Here is a 17134-nt window from a genome sequence, read left to right as displayed (position 1 = left end):
GCCCGTGCGGGCGCGGGCCCGGCTGCCCGTGCAGGCGCCGGCCCGGCCGACCGGCCGGATGACGGGACCGGTGACGGTCGGAGCGCCACGGTCAGGCCGCGAGCTCGGCCCGCGCCACCCGGCCGAGGTCTGCCAGGACCTCGGTGTTGAGCTGGTAGGCGAGCCTGGTCTCGCGGATGATGCGCTGCTTCTCGGGCTCGTCCACCGGCAGGGCGTCCAGCCGGGCTCGGTAGGCGTCCTTGAACCGGGGCAGGCTGCCGACCCGGTCGAAGCGGTAGAAGTCGACGCCGCCGCCGGGCCCGAAGCCGTAGATCTTCTCCAGCTCCATCCGGATGAACTGCCCGCCGGACAGGTCGCCCATGTAGCGGGTGTAGTGGTGGGCGATGTAGCCGCCAGGCCAGGCGGCGACCTGGTTGATCCGGGCGACCAGGGTGAGGGTCGGCTTGGAGGGCTCGATCCGGTCCGCCCAGCGGGCGCCGTAGACCGTCTCCAGATCGCGGACCAGCGCCTCCTCCCGGTAGAGCTCGGGCAGGACGAACGGCCCGGCGACCGGGTCGCCGGCGAGCTCCTGGGAGGCGCCGTCGAGCGCGACGTAGGTGAAGTAGTGCTGGGCCACCAGCTCGCCGTAGGCCTCGCGGCTGAGCCGCCCGGCCATCAGCGCCTTGAGGTAGCCGTCGTCCTCGGCGGAGGCGTGATCGCCCCAGGTGGCGGTCCTGAGTACTTCGGAGAACGGCGCCTGGCTCATGATCACTCCGTGTCGCAGGGGACTTTCATGACAGAGTGTCACAAAGAACCGGAGGGCGCGTCAAGGTGATGATGACACCTCGTCGTGAAACCTGGGACGCGGTGGCCCCCGGCCGGTCCTGCGCCGTGCGGTGGCTCCTGAACCGCTTCCGCGGTGCGCGGTGGTCCCTGAGCCGTCCTCCCGGCACGCGGCGTCCGCGCCCGGTGTACGGCGGGACCCCGGTGCGGGGCCCGCCGTCCGGGACGGCCCCGGCGTACGGCCCGCAGCCCGGCGCCGGCCGTACCGGCCAGGGCGAGCAGCGCGGTGACCACCGCCAGCCAGCCCAGGCGGTGCGCGAGCCAGCCGGGGTCGGAGGGGGAGGAGAGCAGTCCGGGGACGTTCCCGAAGCGGAGCGCCGCCACGGCGGTCACGGACAGGGCCGTCTGGTGCCAGAGGAAGATCGTCATCGCCGACAGGTTGACCAGCGCGGTCACCGCCCACAGCCGGGGCCGCCGCATCAGCCGGGCCAGCGGCCCGCGGACCAGCAGGGCCAGTCCCACCTGGGCGAGGCCGAAGCAGACGGCGGCGAGCGTCGGAGGGCTGAGGTTGGACACCTGCGCCCCGGTCACCCCCACCATGCTCGCCGGATACCCGAACGCGGCCACCAGGAGCGCCGCCCCGGCCGCACCCCCGGTCAGCAGCGCGGCCGCCGCCCGCCGCGAGGCGAGCACGCCGCCCGCCCAGCCCATCCCCAGCGCGTACGGCACCAGCCACCCGGCCGCGAGGTTCACCCAGCCGAGCCGGTCGAGCCAGGCGGGACCGCCGGGCCAGAACCTGGCCGCGTCCACGGCGAGCACCACCGCGACCGCCGAGGCGGCCGTGACACCCGGCCGCAGCCGCGCCAGCAGCGGGGTGGCGGCGGTCAGCGCGGCGAAGACCGCGAGGAACCAGAGCGGCGCGAGCGCCGGCAGGGCCAGGGCCCGGACCGTCGCCCAGGGCGTGCCGTGCAGCGTCAGCCCCGCGACGATCCCCGCCCAGACCAGCAGGAGCGGTGTCACCGGCCGGAGCAGCCGCGCGGCCCGGCTCCGCAGCCACGCCCGGACGTCCGGGGCCGAGCGCAGGCTCCGCGCCGCCGCGTAGCCGCCGACGAAGAAGAACACCGCCAGGGTCTGGAGCACCCAGGACAGCGGCGTGAACACCGGCAGGTGGGCCAGCGGGCTGGAGATCGCCAGCTTTCCGCCGGAGGCGGGCGCCCACGCGGTGACCAGCCAGTGGCCCAGGACCACCCCGAAGATCGCCAGTGCCCGGAGCGCGTCCACCCCGCGGTCCCTGCCCGCCGGCGTCGAGGCCTCGATCCGGCCCGCCCAGCCGGTCGCCCAGCCGGTCGCGGAGCCGGTCGCGGGGCCGGCCGGGAGGCCGGTGGTCCAGCCGGTCGCGGGGCCGGCCGGGGGGCCGACGGTCTCGAGGTCAGCCACGGGACACCTCGGAGGTCCGCCCGAGGGCGATCAGCGCGAGGTTGCGCAGTGACCGGCTGCCCGGCTCGAAGTAGTCGCTGTGCCCGGCGGCGCCCGTGGCGAAGATCCGGGAGCCGAAGCCGGGTCCCGCCGGATCGGGGCCGAAGCCGAGCGGTCCGAAGCGGACCTTGGGGACGTGGCGCATCCAGTCGTTCGTTCCGCTTCCCGCCCACAGGCGCGTCCCGCCCAGCTCGGCGGCGGACGACACCCGCAGGCCGGGGCTGCCGAACACCGCCAGGTCGGCGACTCCCGCCCCGGGCACGGCCCCGGCGCACACCACCGACCCGTAGCTGTGGCAGAGCAGGGTGACCCGCTTGCCGCGGAGCGCGTCGGAGACGTAGCGGCGCAGCGCCGGGGCGCCTCGCTCGGCGGCCCCGCCGGTGGCCACGTGCAGGCTGACGGTGGCCGGGCTGTCGTAACCGAGCCAGGCGACCACCGCCAGCCGCGCCCCGGGGTCCAGCTTCCGCGCCTGCGCCAGCAGCGCCCGGGCGCCGCCCCCCGGCGTGCTGTGCACCTTGGCCCGGCCGCCCTCGAAGGTGGCGGCGGTGGTGTCGGCGCCGGGGACGACGACGGCCACGTGCTCGGCCGTACGCAGGTCGCCGTAGACCTTGACGATCCGGTCGACCGGCGGTTGCGGGACGATCACGTAGGTGAGCGCGGTGATCGCGCTCACGGCGAGCACGGGGCGGAGCATGCGGGCCTCCTGTCGGGTTCCCGGGACGTTCCGGGGAACGGGACAGGACGCTATGAATCATGATCGATAACCCGCATCACCCCGCGGAGCCCACCGCTCCGTCACCCCGGGGAGGGACGGGGACGACGGACAGGCCCCTCGCGCACGGCAGGGGAGGGCGGGGCCGCGCGGCACCCGGTGGGGAACGCCCGGGACGGCGGGCTCCGCCTGCCGGGGCGGCCCCCCGGCCCGTGCCTCACTCGCCCGGGCGGACCACCCCGGTCTCGTAGGCGTAGACGATCGCCTGGGCCCGGTCGCGCAGGCCGAGCTTGGCCAGGATCCGGCCCACGTGCGTCTTGACCGTCTGCTCCGAGAGCACGAGCTCTCCGGCGATCTCCTGGTTGGACAGGCCGCGGGCGATCAGGGCGAGGACCTCGGTCTCCCGCTCGGTGATGTCGTCCGGCCGGGCGCGCGGGCGGCTCGGCCCGACGCGGGCGAACTCCGCGATGAGCCGCCTGGTCACCGACGGCGCCAGCAGCGCCTCCCCGGCCGCGACCACCCGGACGGCCTCGGCCAGTTGCTGGGCGGAGGCGTCCTTGAGCAGGAACCCGCTGGCCCCGGCCCGCAGCGCCTCGTAGACGTAGTCGTCGAGGTCGAACGTGGTCAGGATCAGGATCTTCGGCGCGTGGCCGCCGGAGGAGAGGATTTCCCGGGTCGCCGCCAGCCCGTCCATGACGGGCATGCGCACGTCCATCAGCACGACGTCCGGCCGGAGCTCGGCCGTGCGGGCCACGGCGTCCCGCCCGTCCACGGCCTCCCCGACGACCTCCATGTCGGGCTGGGAGTCCAGGAAGACGGTGAAGCCCGTCCGCACCATGCCCTGGTCGTCGGCGATGAGCACCCGGATCGTCATACGTCCTCCATGATCATGAATCGTCCGCGTTCGGGAGTATGGCAGTGACCGCGGAGGCCGGGAACGGCCGGCGCCCGGGAGCGCGGCGATCCGAGGTCAGGGATCGTCCGGGACGGGGAGCGCGGCGGCGACCGGAGGTCAGGGGGCGTCCGGGACGGGGAGCACGGCGGTGACCGCGAAGCCGTCGCCGGCCGGCCCGGCCCACAGCTTCCCGCTCAGCATGGAGACCCGCTCCCGCATCCCGAGCAGGCCGTGCCCCGCGTGCCGGGAGGGCTCTGCGGGCCCGGGACCGGCGGGGGAGCGGCGCCCGCCGTCGTCCGCCACGTGGATCTGGAGCTCGGCGGCGGTCCGGGTGATCCGCACCGAGACGGCCGAGCCCGGGGCGTGGCGCATGGCGTTGCTCAGCGACTCCTGCACGATCCGGTACGCCGACAGGCTCACCGCCGTCGGCAGCCCGGTCAGGTCGCCGCCGAGCTTGAGCGTCACGGTGAGCCCGGCCGAGCGCGCGGTGGCGACCAGTTCCTCCAGGTGGCCGAGGCCGGGCTGCGGCGCGGTGTCCCGCCCTCCGTCGGCGTCCCGCAGCACGCCCAGCACCCGCCGCATCTCGGTCATCGCGGTCAGCGAGAGCGTGCGGATCTCCGCCAGCCCCTGCTCCAGCAGCCGCGCCTCGCCCTGCGCCTTCAGCGGCACGGCCTCCGCCTGGATGGCGATCACGGACATGTGGTGGGCCACGATGTCGTGCAGCTCCCGGGCGATCCTGGCCCGCTCCTCCAGCACCGCCTGCCCGGCCAGGGCCTGCTCGCTGCGCCGCTCCTCCTCCGCCAGGAGTCTGACCGCCGTGCGCCTGGCCCGGACGTTGTAGCCGAGCAGGACGGCCGCGGTCACCCCGACCACGCCGAAGCCGGCCGTTCCGGTCTCATGGCTGAGAAGCTCGAGGAGCCACAGAGCGGCGGCCGAGACGATCCACACGCCGATGGTGATGTGCCGCTCGCAGCGGACCGCGACCGCGTAGACCACCAGCAGGTACATGATCACGGTCTGGGCGGTGTACGGCATGTCCAGGAGCGGGGCGCAGGCCAGCACGCTGACCGGGGTCGTCACGGCGGCCAGCCGCCAGGCCGCCAGCGGCCACCGGTTGCGCAGGGCCAGGGGCAGGGCGAAGGACGCGGCCGCGAACGGGACCTCCCACACGGGGGGTGGGAGAGGGCCTTTCACGTTCGACTCCAGCATGGAGTACCCCGCCTCGAACAGGATGTAGGCCAGCACGAGATCGGCCAGGAGGACCAGGTCGATCGTGCGGAACGGCAGCAGCCCGAGGAAGTTCGGCATGCGGGGGGCCAGCCGCCGGGGGCGGGGGTGGGGTGGACCCGCCGTACCGCTCCACAGCGTGTCGGCGAACGCGCGCGCCAGCCAGGCCAGAGGACTGCGGGCCCGGTCCCGCGGGGCGGGAGGGGAGGTCATCCGATCAGTCTAGGGAGGGGGCGCCGTCCGGGCGTCACCCCGGAGAGGGGCCCGCCGGATCACCCCGCAGAGGGACGGCGAGAAGCTGATTACACGATTACGATCGCTGACAGCGAACAGGCTCAAGACTGGGAACAATCAGCGGCTCCTGTTAATTGAGTCGGTATAACTCAACCCGATGGAGCCAAGATGAGTGAGAGCTTGAACCTCCCGGTCCTTCCGCTCGACGACGAGGTCGTGCTGCCGGGCATGGTGGTCCCCCTCGACCTGTCCGACACCGAGGTCAGAGCCGCCATCGACGCGGCCCAGGCCCTCGGCGAGAAGAAGCCGCAGGTGCTCCTCGTCCCCCGGATCGACGGGCGTTACGGTGCCGTCGGCGTCAGGGCGGTCGTGGAGCAGGTGGGCCGGCTGCCCGGCGGCGAGCCCGCCGCCGTCGTGCGCGGAGTGGACCGGGTCCGCGTGGGCGCCGGCACCACCGGCCCCGGCGCGGCGCTGTGGGTGCAGACCACCCGGGTCGAGCCCGTCGAGGCGGGGGAGCGCGCCGAGGAGCTCGCCAAGGAGTACAAGGCGCTGGCCACCACGATCCTGCAGAAGCGGGGCGCCTGGCAGGTCGTCGACGCCGTCAACGCGATGAGCGACCCGTCCGTCCTGGCCGACAACTCCGGCTACGCGCCCTGGCTCACCACCCCGCGCAAGGTCGAGATCCTCGAGACCGCCGACCCCGCCGGCCGGTTGGAGAAGCTGGTCGAGTGGGCCCGCGAGCACCTGGCCGAGCTCGACGTGGCCGAGACGATCCGCAAGGACGTCCAGGAGGGCATGGAGAAGCAGCAGCGCGAGTTCCTGCTCCGCCAGCAGCTCGCCGCGGTCCGCAAGGAGCTCGCCGAGCTCGACGGCTCCTCCCCGGAGACCGAGGAGGAGGACTACCGCGCCCGGGTCGAGGCCGCGGACCTGCCCGAGAAGGTGCGCGAGGCCGCGCTCAAGGAGGTCGGCAAGCTGGAGCGGACCTCCGACCAGTCCCCCGAGACCGGCTGGATCCGCACCTGGCTCGACACCGTCCTGGACATCCCGTGGAACGAGCGCACGGAGGACTCCTACGACATCGCCGCGGCCCGCGAGGTCCTCGACGCCGACCACACCGGCCTCGACGACGTCAAGGACCGCATCATCGAATACCTCGCGGTCCGGGGCCGCCGCGCCCGGCAGGGCCTCGGCGTGGTCGGCGGCCGCCGCAGCGGCGCGGTGCTCGCGCTGGCCGGGCCCCCCGGAGTCGGCAAGACCTCGCTCGGCGAGTCCGTCGCCCGCGCGATGGGCCGCAAGTTCGTCCGCGTCGCGCTCGGCGGCGTCCGGGACGAGGCCGAGATCCGCGGCCACCGGCGCACCTACGTCGGCGCCCAGTCCGGCCGGATCGTCCGGGCCATCCGCGAGGCCGGCTCGATGAACCCCGTCGTGCTGCTCGACGAGATCGACAAGGTCGGCTCCGACTACCGGGGAGACCCGACCGCCGCGCTGCTGGAGGTGCTCGACCCCGCGCAGAACCACACCTTCCGCGACCACTACCTTGAGGTCGAGCTCGACCTGTCCGACGTGCTCTTCCTGGCGACCGCCAACGTGCTGGAGGCGATCCCCGGCCCGCTGCTGGACCGCATGGAGGTCGTGACGCTCGACGGCTACACCGAGGACGAGAAGGTCGCGATCGCCCGTGACCACCTGGTCCCGCGGCAGCTGGAGAAGGCCGGTCTGTCCGCCGCCGACGTCGCGGTCGGGGAGGACGTGCTGCGCAGCCTCGCGAGCGAGTACACCCGGGAGGCCGGGGTCCGCTCCCTGGAGCGCTCGGTCGCCCGGATCCTGCGCAAGGTCACCGCGCAGGTGGCGCTGGGCGAGGCCGAGCTGCCGGTGACGGTGGACGACCTGGTCGCCTACCTCGGGCGCCCGCGTCACGTGCCCGAGTCCTCGCTGCCCGAGTCCCGCCAGCGTACGGCGGTGCCGGGCGTGGCCACCGGGCTGGCGGTCACCGGGGCGGGCGGCGACGTCCTCTACGTGGAGGCGTCCCTGGCCGACCCGGAGACCGGCGCCACCGGGCTGACCCTGACCGGCCAGCTCGGCGACGTGATGAAGGAGTCGGCGCAGATCGCGCTCTCCTACCTGCGCTCGCGCGGGGCGGAGCTGGAGCTGCCCGTCTCCTCGCTCAAGGACCGCTCGGTGCACATCCACTTCCCGGCCGGAGCCGTCCCGAAGGACGGCCCCTCCGCGGGCGTGACCATGACCACGGCCCTGGCCTCGCTGCTCTCCGGCCGCCCGGTCAGGAACGACGTGGCGATGACCGGCGAGGTCTCCCTCACCGGCCGGGTGCTCCCGATCGGCGGGGTCAAGCAGAAGCTGCTGGCCGCCCACCGCGCGGGCATCACCACGGTGCTGATCCCGGCCCGCAACGAGCCCGACCTGGACGACGTGCCGGAGGCCGTCCGCAACGAGCTGACCGTGCACGCGGTGAGCGACGTGCGGGAGGTCCTGGAGATCGCGCTCACCCCCGCCAAGGTCGCCGAGCCCGCGGCGGCCTGACGCCCGGCCGGGGATCGCGCCGGCGAAGCGGACGGGGAGTCATGGGCTATCCGGAAGATCACGATTTGCCCCATGACTCCCGGTCCGGGCCGGGGAGTTGGAAGAATCTCGGTCCGGCGGACGTGGACCGAGCAGAGAGCCTTTCATGAGCCCTTCGACGAGCACCGAGACCGACATCTACCACCCTTCGCTGTACGAGACCGCCATGCCCTGGGAGCGGTACGCCCGGCTGCGGGCGGACGACCCCGTCCACCGGCACGCCGAGCCCGGCGGCCCCGGTTTCTGGGCGGTCATGCGCCATGCCGACATCCAGCACGTCTCGCGGCATCCCGAGGTCTTCTCCTCCCACGCCGGGGGCGTCATGGTCCCCGACCCGAGCGAGGAGCAGCTCTCCCGGAACCGGCTCATGATGCTCTTCCAGGACCCGCCGGAGCACACCGCGACCCGCGCCGTCGTCAACCGCGGCTTCACGCCCCGGATGATCGGGAAGCTGGAGGAGCACATCCGCCAGATCTGCCACGAGCTGGTCGACGCGGCGCTGGCCCGCGGCTCGGTGGACTTCATCGCCGACGTCGCCGCGCCGCTCCCGCTGTACGTGATCTGCGAGCTGCTCGGCGCGCCCGCCGAGGACCGGGAGAAGATCTTCGCCTGGTCGAACGCGATGATCGGCGCCGACGATCCCGACTTCGCCGCCCAGGACACCGCGCCGATCTTCGAGCTGCTCGCCTACGCCTCGGCGCTCGGCGCCCGGCGGCGCGAGGAGCCGCGCGACGACATCGTCAGCAAGCTCGTCGCCCCCGCCGAGGACGGCTCCAGCATGGACGACCTGGCCCTCGGCGTGTTCGTGGTGCTGCTGGCCGTCGCGGGCAACGAGACGACCCGCAACGCCGCCTCCGGCGGGCTGCAGGCCTTCTTCGACCACCCGGACCAGTGGCGGCGGCTGCTGGAGGACCGGTCGCTGCTGCGCACGCTCCCCGACGAGGTCATCCGCTGGGTGTCCCCGGTGATCACCATGCGCCGCACCACGCTCACCGAGACCGAGCTCGGCGGCAGGACGATCCCGGCGGGGGAGAAGGTGGTGCTCTACTACCCGTCGGGCAACCGCGACACCGCCGTCTTCCCGGACGCCGACGTCTTCGACATCGGCCGCGACCCCAACCCGCACGTCGGCTTCGGCGGCGGCGGCCCGCACTTCTGCCTGGGCGCCCACCTGGCCCGGATGGAGGTGCGGGTGCTGTTCGAGGTGCTCGCCGAGCGCACCCCAGGCATCGCCCCGGCCGGTACGGCCCGGCGGCTCCGCTCCAACTTCGTCAACTCCATCAAGGAGATGCCGGTCCGCCTCCAGCTGTGAGCGGCATCACATGAGATGTCGGGAATGGAGTGACAGGAACGGCGTGTTGACGCCGACGTGAACGCGGCGCCCGACATCGAGGCGGCCCGGCCGGCCGGCCGGGCCGCCTGTCGTGGCGGGCGAATGCGCCGAATGCGCCGAATGTGCTGTCGGGCCGTGGAGACACCCCGCACGCGCTGAGACCCGCCCCGCCCGTTCCCTCCCGCCGAGAAGGCCCCGCCGACATGACCTGCCCCGCGGACACGCTCGTCCTGCGCCGTCTGAGCCACCTGCCCTTCCCTCCCGGCACGCGCTAGCCGTACCCCCGCCGAAGTCCTTTCTCCGTGCTGAACCGTTCCGTGTTGGGGGAACCGCTGTGATCGACGTGTCGGGCCTGCGCAAGGTCTATCGAGATAGGGGGCGCGAGGTCGTCGCCCTGGGAGGGGTCGACCTGCGCGTCCGCGAGGGTGAGATCTTCGGCGTGCTCGGGCAGAGCGGCGCCGGCAAGAGCACCCTGCTGCGCTGCGTGAACCTGCTGGAGCGGCCCACCGAGGGCACGGTCTCCGTGGCGGGCCAGGAGCTGACCGCGCTGCGGGAGGGCGAGCTGCGCCGGGCCCGCCAGCGGATCGGGATGATCCACCAGCACTTCGCGCTGCTGTCCTCCCGGACGGTCGCCGGGAACGTGGCCTTCCCCCTCGAGGTGATGGGCGTCGGGCGGGCCGAGCGGGCCCGGAGGGTCGCCGAGCTGCTGGAGCTGGTCGGCCTGGCGGACAAGGCCGGAGCGCACCCGGCGCAGCTGTCCGGCGGGCAGAAGCAGCGCGTCGGCATCGCCCGGGCACTGGCCGGCAACCCGTCGGTGCTGCTCTCGGACGAGGCCACCTCGGCGCTCGACCCGGCGACCACGCAGTCGATCCTGTCCCTGCTGCGGAACCTCAACCGCGAGCTGGGGCTCACCATCCTGCTGATCACCCACGAGATGCACGTCGTCAAGGGCATCTGCGACTCGGTGGCGGTCATGCGCGACGGCCTGGTCGAGGAGTCCGGGGCCATCCCCGAGCTCATCGCGCGGCCCGGCTCCCGCCTCGCCGCGGAGCTGTTCCCGCTGCCCCGGCCCGAGGCCGGGAACGTCACGATCACCTTCACCGGGCAGGCCGACGAACCGGTGGTCTCGGAGATCGTGCGCAAGTTCGACGTCGACGTGAACATCCTCGGCGGGGCGCTGGAGGAGGTGGCGGGCGTCTCGGCCGGCCGCCTGCGGGTGCGCCTGACCGGCGGCGAGCGCGAGGCCGCCCTCGACTACCTGACCGAGCGCGGCCTGCTGGTGGAGGTGACCCCGTGACCTGGGACGAGATGAGCCCCCTGCTGCTGGAGGCCACCGGGCAGACCACCCAGATGGTCGTCTGGTCCACGCTGTTCACCGTGCTGTTCGGGCTGCCGCTCGGCATCGCGCTGGTCGTCACCGACCGGGGCGGGCTGCTGCCCTCCCCGGTGCTGAACCGGGTGCTCGGCCTGGTGGTCAACCTCGGCCGGTCGCTGCCCTTCATCGTCCTGATGATCGCGGTGATCCCGCTGACCCGCCTCATCGTGGGCACCACCATCGGCACGTTCGCCGCGGTCGTCCCGCTGACCCTGGGCGCCGCGCCGTTCTTCGCCAGGCTGGTGGAGACCGCGCTGCGCGAGGTCGGCCGGGACACCGTGCAGGCGGCCCAGGCCATGGGCGCCGGGCGCGGGACCATCATCGGCAAGGTCCTGCTCCCCGAGGCGATGCCCGGCCTGGTGGCGGGGCTGACCGTGACCGTGGTGGCGCTGATCTCCTACTCGGCCATGGCCGGGGCGATCGGCGGCGGCGGACTCGGCGACCTGGCCATCCGGTACGGCTACCAGCGCTTCGAGACCACGCTCATGGTGGTCACGGTCGTGGTGCTGGTCGTCATCGTCCAGCTGGTGCAGACCCTGGGCGACGTCGTCGCCCGCCGTCTCGCCCGGCGCTGAACCCCCACCGCTCCCCAGGCGGTCCACCACGAGGGATATCCTGGGTTTTCCTATCTACAAATAGGGTTTTTACTCACCGAAGGAGCGCACAGTGCGCAGATTGTTCGCCATCGCGTCCGCCGCGACCGCCCTCGTCCTCACCCTGGGCGCCTGCGGCTCCAGTGACTCCGGCACCACCGGGGACACCGCGGGCAAGGCCTCCGCGCCCGCCGCGGGCGAGGTGCTCAAGGTCGGCGTCAGCCCGGTCCCGCACGGCCAGATCCTGAAGTTCGTCAAGGACGAGCTGGCCGCCAAGGAGGGCCTGAACCTGGAGATCGTCGAGTTCACCGACTACGTGCAGCCGAACGTGCAGCTCCAGGACGGCGAGCTCGGCGCCAACTTCTTCCAGCACCGGCCCTACCTCGACGACTTCAACGCCTCCAAGGGCACCAAGCTGACCTATGTCCAGGACGTGCACCTGGAGCCGCTGGGGCTGTACTCCAAGAAGATCAAGGCCGTGACCGAGCTCGCCGACGGCGCGACCGTCGCGGTGCCCAACGACGCCACCAACCTGGGCCGCTCCCTGAAGCTGCTGGCCGACAACGGCGTGGTCACCCTGAAGGAGGGGGTCGGCACCGCCGCCACCGAGCGCGACGTCACCGGCAACCCGAAGAACCTGAAGTTCCAGCCTCTGGAGGCCGCGCAGCTGCCCCGCTCCCTGGAGGACGTGGACGCCGCCGTCATCAACGGCAACTACGCGCTCGAGGCCGACCTCAAGCCCGCCTCCGACGCGCTGGTGCTGGAGAAGGCGGAGGGCAACCCCTACGCCAACGGCCTGGTCGTGGCCGCCGGCCACGAGCAGGACCCGCGCGTGGCCAAGCTCGCCGAGCTGCTCTCGGGCGCCGAGGTGAAGCAGTTCATCGAGCGGACCTACAGCGGTTCGGTCATTCCGGTGAACGCGGGCTGAGAACCGGCGGGACCCCGGACCGGAGATCCTTTCGCGGCGCTCCGCGCAAGATCGGGAAAAAGCGCTTATCGGATTTCCGGTCCGACCTCGCCGTTTAAGCGGCCTGTAAGCGGGCGGCGGTGGCCTGTAAGTGGACGGCAATCGCGTGGACGTACAACGGGAGCGTCAGAAAATCCTCATTCCCGAGAGGTCCCCTCAGATGCGATTCGCCACCCGTATCCTCGTCGGCGCCGGCGCGGCCACCCTCCTGGCCGTGGGCGCCCCCGTCGCGGCCAACGCCGCCACCCCGATCGAGAACGCCGCCACCGGCCCCGGCGGGGTCTCCGCCTCGCCGTACTTCTCCGACCACTGGGGCCCCTACGCCTCCGCCAACCACAAGGCCGTGGCGCAGGGCAAGGTCACGGTCACCAAGGAGTCGAAGAAGCAGGGCTACTGGAAGAAGTATCCCAAGGTCGTCAAGAAGTGCGTGTGGAAGAACGGCAAGAAGAAGTGCTTCTGGACCAAGACCTGGAGCAAGAAGTGGGTCTGGAAGTGGGTCCACGAGTACGACTACACCGTTCACGGCAAGCTCACCAACCACAAGTGGTGGGGAAACCCGAAGTACCGTTGCTCGTGGGCGACCTTCAAGGTCGAGGGTTTCGACGGCTCGACCTCCTTCAAGAGCTTCAAGAACTGCGGCAAGCCCGCGAAGTTCTACTCCTTCAGCGGTGAGGGAGCGCAGGAGATCTCCGTCAAGGTGAGCCGCGGCAACCACTTCGGCCCCAAGGGTTACTTCAGCGGCTGGGAGAACGTCTACAGCCACGCCTGATCGCACGGCCGTACCCGGCCGGCGGTACCTCGCAGCAACCGATGACACGGGGCCGCGACCTCCTGAAGGGAGGCCGCGGCCCCGTCCGGCGTTCCGGGGTAAGCGGGCACTTCCCGCGGATCATGGAACCGAGTAACGTTCGGTTATGCATCCGGGAGCCATCGCAGCCGTTTCGCCCGACAAGCCCGCTGTGATCATGGCGGGCTCCGGACGGGTCGTCACCTACCGCGAGCTGGACGAGGAGTCCAACCGCCTGGCCCAGCTGTTCCGCGCCTCGGGCCTGCGCCCGGGCGACCACATCGCCTTCATGCTGGAGAACCACCCGCTCTTCCTGGCGGTGGCCTGGGCGGCGCACCGGTCGGGCCTCTACTACACCGCGATCAGCTCCCGGCTGACGGCCGGAGAGCTCGCCTACATCGTGGACAACTGCGAGGCCAGGGTCTTCATCTCCTCCGCCGCCCTCGCCGACGTCGCCACCTCGATCACCGAGGCCACCCCCCGGGTCGAGACCCGTCTCATGCTGGACGGCACCGCCCCCGGCTTCGCCTCCTACGAGGAGGCGGTCGCCGCCCATCCGCCGACGCCGGTCGAGGACGAGTGCCAGGGCGCGGACATGCTCTACTCCTCCGGGACCACGGGCCGGCCCAAGGGCGTCAAGCCGGCCCTGCCCGTCGCCTCCCTCGACGAGCCCGGCCCGCTGCTCCAGCTGATCCAGTTCCTCTTCGCGCCCTCGGCGGAGAGCGTCTACCTCTCCCCGGCGCCGCTCTACCACGCGGCCCCGCTGCGCTACTGCATGAGCTTCCAGCGCCTGGGCGCGACCATCGTGGTGATGGAGCGGTTCGACCCCGAGCGGGCGCTCGCGCTCATCGAGGAGCACCGCGTCACCCACTCGCAGTGGGTGCCGACCATGTTCATCAAGATGCTCAAGCTCCCGGAGGAGACCCGCGCCGCGTACGACCTGTCGTCGCTGGCGTGCGCGATCCACGCCGCCGCGCCCTGCCCGGTCCCGGTCAAGGAGCAGATGATCGACTGGTGGGGGCCGATCGTCCACGAGTACTACGCGGGAACCGAGGGCAACGGCTTCCTCTACGCCGGTCCGGAGGACTGGCTCAAGCACAAGGGCACCGTGGGACGCGCGCTCCTCGGCGTGGTGCACGTCTGCGACGAGGACGGCGAGGAGCTGCCGCCGGGCGAGCACGGCACGGTCTACTTCGACAAGGGGCCGCAGTTCGTCTACCACGGCGACGAGGACAGGACGAGGGCGTCGAGGGACCCGAAGGGCCGGGGCTGGACGACCCTCGGCGACATCGGCTACCTGGACAAGGAGGGTTTCCTCTACCTGACGGACCGGCGCTCCTACATGATCATCTCCGGCGGGGTGAACATCTACCCGCAGGAGGCGGAGAACGTGCTCGCCGTCCACCCGAAGGTCGCCGACGTGGCGGTCTTCGGCGTCCCGGACGAGGAGATGGGCGAGCAGGTCAAGGCCGTCGTCGAGCCGGTCTCCATGGACCTGGCCGGACCGGGGCTGGAGGCCGAGCTGATCGCCTACTGCCGCGACCGGCTGGCGGCGTACAAGTGCCCCAGGTCGGTCGATTTCCGCGTAGAGCTTCCCCGCCACCCCACGGGCAAGCTCTACAAGCGCGTCCTGCGCGACGAGTACTGGCCCTCCAAGTCATGATTTTTTATCTTCCGTACGGCTTCCGTACGGCTTCCGTCCGGCCCTCTGACCACGGCTGATAAAGCGGCCGTCAGGAGGTGCGGATCATCCCGATCACGCCCTTAACCAGCTCTTACGTCCCTCCGCGCAGGATATGGACACCGGAGAGAACCGGTCGTCGCCGTGGTGTCCACGGAGGGACGCAGGACTGGGGGATGAACGAGATGAACGACAAGAAGAACGAGCAGGACACCACCCCGACCGAGGCGGCCTCCGGCGGCTGGAGCCAGTTCGGCGCGGAGCCGCCCCGGGCCGGGGGGTTCCCGGGCGGCCGCGCCACCGAGGCCGCCGCAGCCGCCGAGGCTGCCGGGCAGGGACGGACCACGCCGCTGCCGGTGCCGCCCCTCGGGGCTCCGGCGGGAGCGCCGACCGGAGCCCCGGCCGGGACGCCCGCGCCGCCCGTCGGGGCGCAGCCGCTCGGCACGCCCGCCGGACCGTCCGCGCCGCCGGCGACGCCGTCCGGGGTCCCGGCGCCGCCTCCCGCACCCGTCACGACGCCTGTCACCGCGCCTGTCACGGTGCCCGCCCAGCGGGGCCGGCTGAGCGGGATGCAGAAGCTGGGAGCGGGTCTCGCGCTGGCCGCCATGGCCGTGGGCGGTGGAGTGGCGGGGGCCTTCGCCGCGACCGCCCTGGACGACGGCCCCGCGCTCGTCTCCTCGGCGGCCCCGGTGGTCAGCGCCGCCGGCAACGCGACCACGGTCGCCGACGTCGCCGCGGCCGTCCAGCCCGCGGTCGTCTCGATCGAGGTCAAGACGGCCGCCGGGGGCGGAGAGGGCTCGGGCGTGGTGCTCTCCGCCGACGGGCTGATCCTGACCAACAACCACGTGGTGGGCTCCGCCGGCCAGGACGGCCGGGTGACCGTCAAGTTCAGCGACGGCAGGACGGCCCCGGCCAGGATCGTGGGCACCGACCCGGCCACCGACCTGGCGGTCATCAGGGCCGAGAACGTCTCCGGCCTCACGGCGGCCTCGCTCGGTGACAGCGACCGGCTCAAGGTGGGCGACTCCGTCCTGGCCATCGGCAGCCCGCTCGGCCTGTCCGGCTCGGTCAGCGCGGGCATCGTCAGCGCGCTCGACCGGACGGTGACCGTCGGCGGCGAGCGGGAGCAGCAGCTCCCGCCCGGCTGGGGCGGCGACCGCCGGCGGCAGAGCGCCGCACAGGTCACGACCATCGGCGGCGCCATCCAGACCGACGCGGCGATCAACCCCGGCAACTCCGGCGGGGCGCTGGTCAACTCCTCCGGGCAGGTGATCGGCATCAACACCGCCATCGCCACCAACGGTGGTGACGGCAGCATCGGCGTCGGCTTCGCCATCCCGATCAACACCGCCCGGCAGGTCGCCGACCAGCTCATCGAGACCGGCAAGGTCGTCCACGCCTTCCTGGGCGTCGGTCTCGCCGACGCCACCGGCGACACCGCGGGCGCACTGGTCAGCCAGGTCACCGACGGCAGCCCGGCGGCCCAGGCGGGGCTGAGGCAGGGCGACGTGATCACGAAGATCAACGACACCGCGGTCGAGGACGGGGACACCGTGGTCGGCGTGGTGCGCGGTCTCAAGCCGGGCGACAGGGTCACCCTCGTCTACCTCCGCGACGGCCGGAGCCAGACCGTCACCGCGACCCTGGTCCAGAAGACCGGGGAATGATCCGGACGGACCGCGTGCCGCCGGGGCCGCCGCGACCCCGGCGGCACGCCTGACGGCGTGGCCCCCGGGTCCGCGTCCCGGCTCAGGAGAAGCGCCGGCCCTCGTCGCGGCGGTAGGCCCAGACCGCCAGCGCCCCGGCGACCGCGATCCAGACGGCGAACATGACCATCGCGAGCGTCTGGGGGGTGCCGTATCCGACCGCGGCCCAGACCAGCTCGACCGCGCCCCGGCTGGGCAGGAAGGGTGCGACCGCGTCGATGAAGGCGGGGGCGTCCATCGGGTTCGTCAGCAGGCCGCCGCCCACCGCCATGGGGAAGAACAGCAGCTGCACGACCGCGATCGCCGCCTTGGACGGCAGCGCGTACCCGATGAACAGGCCGAGCAGCTGGAACGGGACCGACCCGAGCAGCAGGGCGCCCACCCCCAGGGCCAGCCGGGCGGGGGTCACGGTGGCCTCGGTGAACAGCGCGGAGATGACGAGGACCGGCAGCACCCCGACGAGCGTGAAGAGCAGCGAGTTGAGGATGCGGGCCCCGAGCCTCGGCCACGGCCCGGCGGGCAGGGTGCGGGTGTAGGGGTCCCAGGGCTGGACCCGGTCCTCGGCGACGCCGATGCCGTGGGTGAACAGGGCGCTGGACATCACCGCGAAGGTCATCATCGAGGCGGTGGCCAGCGTCGCCCCGACCGGATGGTCTCCGGCGAACGGGACCACGAAGAACAGCATCGAGGCGGCGGGGAAGAATCCGTTGCCGATCAGCGCGATCGGCACCCGGACCGTCTCCATGAACTGGTACCGGGTATGGGTGAGAAGGAGTGACATGGGGCCTCTCTCGGAGAAGGGGGGACGG

Annotated in this window: 14 protein-coding genes; 8 read left to right on the top strand and 6 right to left on the bottom strand. The window is 72.6% G+C overall.

Annotated features, from left to right (window positions below; all coding sequences use genetic code 11):
• Positions 1 to 91: 91 nt before the first annotated feature.
• From IEZ06_RS14040 to IEZ06_RS14020, 5 genes are all read right to left on the bottom strand, one after another.
• A complete protein-coding gene (locus IEZ06_RS14040; protein WP_189237129.1) occupies positions 92 to 745 on the bottom strand; it encodes a biliverdin-producing heme oxygenase in 654 nt (217 codons plus the stop codon).
• A 38-nt stretch (positions 746 to 783) separates the two neighbouring features.
• Positions 784 to 2199: an acyltransferase family protein gene (locus IEZ06_RS14035; protein ID WP_189237128.1), complete on the bottom strand. Its 1416-nt coding sequence runs from the start codon at positions 2197 to 2199 to the stop codon at positions 784 to 786.
• Positions 2192 to 2932 (bottom strand): alpha/beta hydrolase, encoded by a 741-nt coding sequence (locus IEZ06_RS14030; protein WP_189237127.1) that lies wholly within the window; start codon positions 2930 to 2932, stop codon positions 2192 to 2194. Before IEZ06_RS14030 ends, IEZ06_RS14035 begins: the two co-directional genes overlap by 8 nt.
• A gap of 235 nt (positions 2933 to 3167) precedes the next feature.
• Positions 3168 to 3824 carry a response regulator gene (locus IEZ06_RS14025; protein ID WP_189237126.1) on the bottom strand — a complete coding sequence of 219 codons (657 nt, stop codon included), beginning with the start codon at positions 3822 to 3824 and terminating at the stop codon, positions 3168 to 3170.
• Positions 3825 to 3962: 138 nt separating this feature from the next.
• The gene (locus IEZ06_RS14020; RefSeq protein WP_189237125.1) at positions 3963 to 5285 is read right to left on the bottom strand and encodes a sensor histidine kinase; all 1323 of its coding nucleotides are present in this window, start codon (positions 5283 to 5285) and stop codon (positions 3963 to 3965) included.
• 189 nt (positions 5286 to 5474) lie between these two features.
• Between IEZ06_RS14020 and lon the strand changes: the two genes are divergently transcribed.
• The 8 genes from lon (at position 5475) to IEZ06_RS13980 (ending at position 16286) form a co-directional block, all read left to right on the top strand.
• Positions 5475 to 7844, top strand: coding sequence for an endopeptidase La (gene lon, locus IEZ06_RS14015; RefSeq protein ID WP_189237124.1), 2370 nt, complete (start codon positions 5475 to 5477; stop codon positions 7842 to 7844).
• 145 nt (positions 7845 to 7989) lie between these two features.
• A complete protein-coding gene (locus IEZ06_RS14010) occupies positions 7990 to 9195 on the top strand; it encodes a cytochrome P450 (RefSeq protein WP_189237123.1) in 1206 nt (401 codons plus the stop codon).
• A gap of 355 nt (positions 9196 to 9550) precedes the next feature.
• Positions 9551 to 10513 (top strand): methionine ABC transporter ATP-binding protein, encoded by a 963-nt coding sequence (locus IEZ06_RS14005; RefSeq protein WP_068893963.1) that lies wholly within the window; start codon positions 9551 to 9553, stop codon positions 10511 to 10513.
• Entirely contained in the window at positions 10510 to 11166 is a 657-nt protein-coding gene (locus IEZ06_RS14000; protein WP_373293855.1) for a methionine ABC transporter permease, read from the top strand. The genes IEZ06_RS14005 and IEZ06_RS14000 overlap by 4 nt, the downstream gene beginning before the upstream one ends.
• A 91-nt stretch (positions 11167 to 11257) precedes the next feature.
• Positions 11258 to 12112, top strand: a complete 855-nt coding sequence (locus IEZ06_RS13995; RefSeq protein ID WP_189237122.1) for a MetQ/NlpA family ABC transporter substrate-binding protein — start codon at positions 11258 to 11260, stop codon at positions 12110 to 12112.
• Between the two features lie 199 nt (positions 12113 to 12311).
• A complete protein-coding gene (locus IEZ06_RS13990) occupies positions 12312 to 12920 on the top strand; it encodes a hypothetical protein (RefSeq protein ID WP_189237121.1) in 609 nt (202 codons plus the stop codon).
• Positions 12921 to 13065: 145 nt separating this feature from the next.
• Positions 13066 to 14601, top strand: a complete 1536-nt coding sequence (locus IEZ06_RS13985; protein ID WP_189237120.1) for an acyl-CoA synthetase — start codon at positions 13066 to 13068, stop codon at positions 14599 to 14601.
• Between the two features lie 194 nt (positions 14602 to 14795).
• On the top strand, positions 14796 to 16286 hold the full coding sequence (locus tag IEZ06_RS13980) for a S1C family serine protease (RefSeq protein WP_229798106.1): 1491 nt from the start codon (positions 14796 to 14798) through the stop codon (positions 16284 to 16286).
• An 82-nt stretch (positions 16287 to 16368) separates the two neighbouring features.
• Here the strand turns inward: IEZ06_RS13980 and IEZ06_RS13975 are convergent, their stop codons facing one another.
• On the bottom strand, positions 16369 to 17106 hold the full coding sequence (locus IEZ06_RS13975) for an ABC transporter permease (protein WP_189237119.1): 738 nt from the start codon (positions 17104 to 17106) through the stop codon (positions 16369 to 16371).
• Positions 17107 to 17134: the final 28 nt, after the last annotated feature.

This window comes from Planomonospora antibiotica, from assembly GCF_014647955.1.
In the GTDB taxonomy this organism is placed as follows: domain Bacteria; phylum Actinomycetota; class Actinomycetes; order Streptosporangiales; family Streptosporangiaceae; genus Planomonospora; species Planomonospora parontospora.
Note: the sequence above shows the minus strand (reverse complement) of the source record. Positions and strands in the feature narration are given on the sequence as shown.